Here is a 6,999-nt window from a genome sequence, read left to right as displayed (position 1 = left end):
TGATGTCGATGGCTTCGTCAATATCCCTTGGAATACGCAACGCCCGGGCAAAATCGTTCGTCGTCCCAGTCGGAATGAGCCCAATCGTCGGCCTTTCTTCAAATGGGGAGACCCCGGCGACGACTTCGTTCAACGTTCCATCTCCACCTGATGCGATGATGACGTCAAAACCCCGTTCCACAGCATTTTTCGCCGCTACGGTCGCATCACCTTCCGCCGTGGTCGCATGTACGGATGTTTCATAGCCGGCCTTCTCCAGCTTTTCAAGCACTTCAGCCAGATGCTTCCGGAATATTTCACGTCCTGCTGTCGGGTTATAAATGATTCTTGCACGCTTCATACATGTTCCCTCTCAATTCATACAAAATGCAACGCTTGCATACGTTAATGATCCAACAATCAGACGCTTGAGCAGACTATCAGCCCCTACTAAAACTTCCCATCCAAATTTCACTTCGTCTGTTGCAATATAGGCATGAACGTCTTGCGGATGTCTTCGTAAACCGTAAGCCATAATTCTGGCTGTGTCGTATATTCTTTCATTAATTCATCGATGAAATCCCGTTGTTTCTCTGCAAATTCAGGCGCGTCTTGAGCTGGCAGCTGTTTGCGGCGCTCAAGCACATCTTCCTGGATTGCCGCTGCACGAGGCCCCCATTTCGCCAGCACTTCGCCTTCTTTGTCTAACAGCAAGTAGATCGGGATCGAGCGGCCGCCATTTGTTAGATGCCTGTCAATCAAGTCTGTATCTTCATCCCGATAAACCGCCCGCACGTCCAAGTCAGCAGCTTCTGCTATTCGGCGCAGGATCGGATTATTCATCATCGCATCCCCGCACCAATCTTCCGTTATAACTAGTATATTGGGCTTTTCCGTTTTTGCTATTTCAATAAATGCGTCGTCTTGGGGCACATCGAATTTTTCATAAATGCCGAAGCTGTTTTCTTTATGCTTTTCCATCCGATCCATGTAATCCACGAGCGAGATTGCTTCATCGAAATATTGCTTTTCAGTTTTCATGCAGACACCTTCCTTTTTCTTAAGTGTAAGCCTATTCGTTGCCTGAATCAAATAGGATGCAAAACAAAAGCGAATCGAACAGCGTAGGGTTCGATTTGCCGTATTTCTGCGGGTTTTGCAGAAATTTAGGCAACCCTCAAGCGCTCCGAGCTGGACGTGAAAAAACGTTAAAACGCCCTATACGGAGACTTTCGCAAGACCCGTATAGGACGATTCATGTTCGGAATTATCGCTTTTTGATTTCCTCAAGAAGGATTTTATTCACCATTGGCGGGTTTGCTTGCCCTTTTGTCGCTTTCATGACTTGTCCGACGAGGAATCCGACTGCGCGGTCTTTCCCGTTTTTGAAGTCCTCGATTGATTGTTCATTCGCATCCAGCACTTCCGTCACGATTGCGCGGAGAGTACCTTCGTCGGAAATTTGAACGAGGCCTTTCTCTTTGACGATGTCAGCGGCATTTCCGCCAGTTTCAATCAATTCTTTGAAGACTTTTTTGGCGATTTTGGATGAAATGGTGCCATCCGCGACCAATTTGATCATGCTGGAGAGGCCATCCGGCGTCAGCGCTGTGCCATGAAGCTCTTTCTGTTCAGCGTTCAAATACGCGGACACTTCACCCATCAGCCAGTTGGAAGCAAGCTTTGCATCTGCTCCGGCAGCAACAGTTGCGTCGAAGAAATCGGACATCTCTTTCGTCAACGTCAAGACATGCGCATCATATTCAGGCAAGTCCAGTTCTTGGACGTAACGTGCTTTACGTGCATCCGGAAGTTCAGGGATTTCAGCACGGACACGGTCCTTCCATTCTTGATCAATATGGATTTCAGGTAGATCAGGATCATTGATGAAACGATAGTCATTCGCACTGCCTTTTACACGCATGAGAACGGTTTGGCCTGTCGCTTCATCATAACGGCGTGTTTCCTGTTGGATCTTACCGCCTGAGAGAAGGATTTTTTCCTGACGCTCGACTTCATTCGCGATTCCTCTGCGGACGAAGTTGAAGGAGTTCAAGTTTTTCAATTCGGTTTTCGTTCCGAATTCCTCTTGTCCGAGTGGGCGCAATGAAATGTTAGCATCGCAACGAAGGGAGCCTTCCTCCATACGCACGTCGGAAACACCTGTATATTGGATAATTGCTTTCAGTTTTTCAAGAAATGCGTAAGCTTCTTCAGGAGAGCGGATATCCGCTTCCGTAACGATTTCAATAAGTGGCGTACCTTGTCTATTTAAATCGACAAGTGAATAGCCGTTATCGGAGTGCGTCAATTTGCCTGCATCCTCTTCCAGATGGACGCGTTCAATACGGATTTTTTTCTTTTTCCCCTCGACTTCGATCTCAATCCAGCCATGTTGGCCGACTGGACGCTTGTCTTGGGAAATTTGATAGGCTGCCGGGTTATCCGGATAAAAATAATGTTTCCGGTCGAAATTCATGACGTCGGCAACTTCACAGTTCAGTGCCATGGAAGCCTTCATCCCGAAGTCTACCGCTCGTTTATTCAACGTCGGAAGTGTTCCTGGGTATGCCAAGTCCTTCACATGGATATTCATATTCGGCTCTGCACCGTAATGGGATGGAGACGGTGAGAAGATTTTTGTATCAGTTTTCAATTCAACGTGGACTTCAAGTCCGACAATCGTTTCAAAGTTCATTAGTTAGTACCCTCCCCGATAGATGGAGTGCGTTTATGGAAGTCAGTTGCTTGTTCAAACGCGTGCGCCACTCTGTACAGTGTAGCCTCATCGAAATGCTTCCCGATGATTTGAAGGCCTACCGGCAATCCTTTGGAGAAGCCGCATGGAATCGAAATTGCAGGAATGCCTGCCAAATTGACGGATACTGTCAAAATGTCATTCGCATACAATGTCAATTGGTTTTCCACTACGCCGCCGATTTCGTATGCTGTCGTCGCGCTTGTAGGGCCAACAATGACATCATAGTTGTCAAACACGGATGCGAAGTCTTGAGAAATTAACGTACGTACTTTCATTGCTTTGACGTACAATTCTTCATGATGATCTGCACTTAATGCGTATGTCCCGTAGAGAATCCGTTTTTTCACTTCTGTTCCGAATCCTTCCGCACGGGAACGCAAATAGATCTCATCCAGGTTTTTCGCACCTTCTGCACGGTAGCCGTAACGGATTCCGTCGAATCGCGCGAGATTGGAAGAAGCTTCAGCAGTTGCAATCGCGTAGTATGTCGGCGATGCGTATTTGGAATGTGGAAGCGTCACTTCCCCGATAGATGCGCCAAGTGATTCAAGGACCTTCAATGATGCACGGACCTTGTCCTTTACGTCTTCCGCGATACCTTCGCCCAAATACTCCTTCGGAACGGCAATTCGCAAGCCTTTAATATCACCTGTCAAAGCTGTTTTGAAATCAGGCACTTGCTGTGGCGAAGAGGAAGAATCCCTATGATCGACACCAGAAATGGCGTTCAACAATAATGCATTATCTTCGACTGTCCGAGTGATCGGGCCGATTTGATCCAAAGAGGAAGCAAATGCGATAAGGCCGTTGCGGGACACTCTTCCGTATGTCGGCTTCATGCCGACAACTCCACAGAATGCGGCCGGTTGGCGAACCGATCCACCAGTATCTGTACCAAGTGAGAATGGCACTTCTCCCGCTGCTACTGCAGCTGCGGAACCGCCTGAAGAACCGCCAGGCACGCAGTCCAAGTTCCATGGATTGTGCGTCGTTTGGAAAGCTGAACGCTCGGTTGTAGAACCCATTGCGAACTCGTCCATGTTCAATTTACCGACGCTGACCATGCCTGCTTCGTTCACTTTTTCAACAGCTGTAGCGTCATAGACAGGAACAAAGTTTTCCAGCATTTTGCTTGCGCTAGTTGTCGTCGTGCCTTTCGTGACAATATTGTCCTTGATGCCGATCGGCAATCCGAAAAGCGGTCCACGGCCTTCTTTTGGCGCGTTGTCCAAGCTTTCCGCTTTCGCCAATGCTTCTTCTTCCGTCAACGCAAGGAACGCCTTCACTTGACCATCTAGTGCAGCGATCTGCTTAAATGAATCTTCGGTCACTTCTTTGACAGAGACTTCCCCGTTATGTAAAAGTGCTTGAAGCTCTGCTGCCGTCTTTTTCATTAACGTCATCTTACATCCTCCTAAAAACCGTTATCACAGGATATTCGGAACTTTGATCATTCCGTCTTCATGCTCTTTTACGCTCGCCAACATTTCGTCCCGATCGAGTACATCTTGAGGGACATCTTCCCGAAGCACGTTGAAAAGCTGCAACGGATGCGTCATTGGTTCGACATTATCAGTATCCACTTCTTTCAATTCATCTCCAAATCCTACAAGACCGGAAATGAGTTCGGAAAACTCCTCAGCCTCCTGATCCGAAAAGGCGATTCTTGCAAAATTCGCGAAGTACTGTACGTCTTCCGCCGTAAATTTCGTCATTTGATTTCCTCCCCAACTGCAATTGTACGACTAATCATACCATCTTAGCGGTATGTTGAAAAGCAACTGCGCATCCATGTGCTTTGGCACGGACGCGCATTCGAACTCGCTTTTAATATCCATAAATATGGATAAAAGGTTCATCGCTCCCAGCTTCCTTCACAATGAGCGCCTCGGGACCATTCACCGAAGTGATACTCACTTCAACATCTATATTCGGGAAGTAATTTTTGACTTTGTCAGTCAAAAATTGAGTGAAACCGATGACTTCACTCTTCCCAAAAAATTGAATGGGTATGTCAATAGAAATGGATTCCATTTGGTTTTCTTTGAAAAAACCTTTCCCGATGACATTGACGAAGCTTGGGAAATATTCATCGATATCTTGCTTGAAACTGTTGAACTTCGTATTAATGTCACGGTAATTGTCAATATCGGCCGGAATGGGAAACAAAACATACCGTTCATTCACTTCTTTCCATCCGGATGCCGATGTTTTTCCTTTATCGGCAAAAGCGGTTGCGAAATAAGCACCCGGAACAATCGCATTCCTTTTCTCCTGTTTAAAAAGGCCGATGACGATCGGGATGTCTTGGAACCCTTCTTTCGCACGCAGCCTGCTGATAATTTTGTCCGCCATGGCAATGCCTTGCTTTTCAAGCACCGCATCAGATATCTCCGTCTCTTTTCCGCCTTTATCATAGTAGACGGAATTCAAAGCGAGTCCAATCGACACACCGGAAAGACGCACTTTCTTATCGTCCGTCAACGTCAAATAGTTTTGTTCGATAATATGCGCCAAATAGATCGGACTCTCTTCTGCGTCTTCCCCTTTCGCTTCAGGGGGATTCAAGCCCGCTTCATTCGTTGAACTTCTGGCAAGCCATGCGCTTGCCGTCGCTTTATCGATGTACTGGCCTTCCTGGAAGAAGTAGTTTTTAGGGTCGAAATGCTGGGCTGATAACCGCAATAGCCCTTCCTCGGCTTCCCCGATATCGTATTTCGTATGGATGTTGCTCACGACAAGACCACGGCTTGCACTCTTCTTCAGAGGGAGAAGCGTTCTGTAAAATGTGTCCTTCACCTGGACATCCGGAATCATGACGGTTTCTTCAACCTGTTCTTCGGTTTCCTGGATGACTTCCTCTTTGTCGGGTCCGATTGACGGTAGACAGCCGCCTAACAACAGGACGGCTGCCATTACTGGTAGTACGAATAGCCTTTTCATGCAAATTACTCCTTTTCGCCGAGCGCATCGACCAACTCTGTTTCATTCCATACCGTAATTCCAAGTTCCTCTGCCTTTGCAAGCTTCGATCCGGCATCTTCCCCGGCGATGACAAGATCCGTCTTTTTGCTGACACTCCCGCTCACTTTGCCGCCAAGCGCTTCAATCCGCTCTTTCGCTTCATTGCGTGTCAGTATGGATAACTTGCCCGTTAGGACAACTGTTTTTCCGGCGAATGGCCCCTCCGTCGGAACCTCTTGACGCGTTCTGCCTTTGTAGTCCATATTGACGCCATATGACTGCAGCTTGCCAAGCACTTCCAGCACATCTTCATTATTGAAAAATTGAATGACCGCGTCTGCCACTTTGTCGCCAATTTCATGGATGGACGTAAGTCGTTCGGCATCCGCCTTCGCAATTTCGTCCATTGTGCCGAATTCCTCGGATAATATATGTGCCGCTTTTTCCCCGACATGCCGGATGCCAAGGCCGAACAGCAGCTTCTCCAAGGAATTGGATTTGGATGCTTCGATCGCATTCAATAAATTCGTCGCAGATTTCTCTCCCATACGCTCCAATGATAATAGCTGGTCCTTCGTCAAACAGTATAGATCCGACACGTCCTGGACAAGCCCCGAAGTGTACAATTGATCGACGACCCGTTCGCCGATCCCTTCGATATTCATCGCATTGCGCGAAACAAAGTGAATAAGTGCTTCTTTCATCTGTGCAGGGCATTGTGGATTGACGCAGCGGAGCGCCACTTCTCCTTCAATCCTGACCAGTTCAGAATCGCACACAGGGCAATTATCAGGCATATGATACGGTTCCTCATTGCCTGTCCGTCGTTCAATCAATACAGTGACGACTTCCGGAATGATATCGCCTGCCTTGCGGATGACGACTGCGTCGCCGATCCGGATATCCTTTTCATGGATAAGATCTTCGTTATGGAGAGATGCTCTTGCCACTGTCGTGCCCGCTACACGGACCGGCTCCAATATGGCGGTTGGTGTGACAACGCCCGTTCTGCCGACACTTAGCTCGATATCGAGGAGCTTCGTGTGCACTTCTTCCGCAGGGAATTTATAGGCCGTCGCCCAACGTGGACTTTTCGCCGTGAAACCGAGTTGCTCCTGATCTTCATAGCTGTCCACTTTAATGACAATTCCATCGATTTCATAATCAAGGTCCTGCCTTTGTTCCTGCCAAGACTCTATATATTCGAGAACTTCCTCGATCGTTCTGCACCGTTTGCTCTTCTTATTCGTCTCCAAGCCAATCGACGCGAGGTACTCGAGTGAATCAGAATGGCT

7 protein-coding genes are annotated in these 6,999 nt (G+C 47.7%); all 7 read right to left on the bottom strand.

Annotation, left to right across the window (positions count from 1 at the left end):
• Nucleotides 1-340, bottom strand: a 340-nt coding sequence (locus AWV70_RS24700; protein WP_235588690.1) for a YegS/Rv2252/BmrU family lipid kinase, incomplete at its 3' end; no start/stop codon positions are given.
• A 110-nt stretch (nt 341-450) separates the two neighbouring features.
• Nucleotides 451-1,020 (bottom strand): thioredoxin family protein, encoded by a 570-nt coding sequence (locus tag AWV70_RS15115; protein ID WP_060208919.1) that lies wholly within the window; start codon nt 1,018-1,020, stop codon nt 451-453.
• 226 nt (nt 1,021-1,246) lie between these two features.
• Nucleotides 1,247-2,677, bottom strand: a complete 1,431-nt coding sequence (gene gatB, locus AWV70_RS15110; RefSeq protein WP_060208917.1) for an Asp-tRNA(Asn)/Glu-tRNA(Gln) amidotransferase subunit GatB — start codon at nt 2,675-2,677, stop codon at nt 1,247-1,249.
• The gene (gatA, locus tag AWV70_RS15105; protein ID WP_060208910.1) at nt 2,677-4,143 is read right to left on the bottom strand and encodes an Asp-tRNA(Asn)/Glu-tRNA(Gln) amidotransferase subunit GatA; all 1,467 of its coding nucleotides are present in this window, start codon (nt 4,141-4,143) and stop codon (nt 2,677-2,679) included. Before gatA ends, gatB begins: the two co-directional genes overlap by 1 nt.
• Nucleotides 4,144-4,167: 24 nt before the next feature.
• Nucleotides 4,168-4,455 carry an Asp-tRNA(Asn)/Glu-tRNA(Gln) amidotransferase subunit GatC gene (gene gatC / locus AWV70_RS15100; RefSeq protein WP_060208908.1) on the bottom strand — a complete coding sequence of 96 codons (288 nt, stop codon included), beginning with the start codon at nt 4,453-4,455 and terminating at the stop codon, nt 4,168-4,170.
• 112 nt (nt 4,456-4,567) lie between these two features.
• Complete coding sequence (locus AWV70_RS15095; protein WP_060208907.1) at nt 4,568-5,683, bottom strand: CamS family sex pheromone protein; 1,116 nt, start codon at nt 5,681-5,683, stop codon at nt 4,568-4,570.
• Between the two features lie 5 nt (nt 5,684-5,688).
• Nucleotides 5,689-6,999 (bottom strand): NAD-dependent DNA ligase LigA (gene ligA / locus AWV70_RS24695; RefSeq protein WP_235588689.1); only part of this gene is annotated, 1,311 nt, incomplete at its 5' end.

The organism is Sporosarcina koreensis, assembly GCF_001531445.1.
Taxonomy (GTDB): Bacteria; Bacillota; Bacilli; order Bacillales_A; family Planococcaceae; genus Sporosarcina; species Sporosarcina koreensis_C.
The sequence above is the reverse complement of the archived record's forward strand: the minus strand, read 5'-3'. Positions and strand labels throughout refer to the sequence as shown.

Coding starts and splice junctions, on each gene's coding strand:
- AWV70_RS15115 (WP_060208919.1), bottom strand. CDS start 1,020: ATGAAAACTGAAAAGCAATATTTCGATGAAGCAATCTCGCTCGTGGAT.
- gatB (WP_060208917.1), bottom strand. CDS start 2,677: ATGAACTTTGAAACGATTGTCGGACTTGAAGTCCACGTTGAATTGAAA.
- gatA (WP_060208910.1), bottom strand. CDS start 4,143: ATGACGTTAATGAAAAAGACGGCAGCAGAGCTTCAAGCACTTTTACAT.
- gatC (WP_060208908.1), bottom strand. CDS start 4,455: ATGACGAAATTTACGGCGGAAGACGTACAGTACTTCGCGAATTTTGCA.
- AWV70_RS15095 (WP_060208907.1), bottom strand. CDS start 5,683: ATGAAAAGGCTATTCGTACTACCAGTAATGGCAGCCGTCCTGTTGTTA.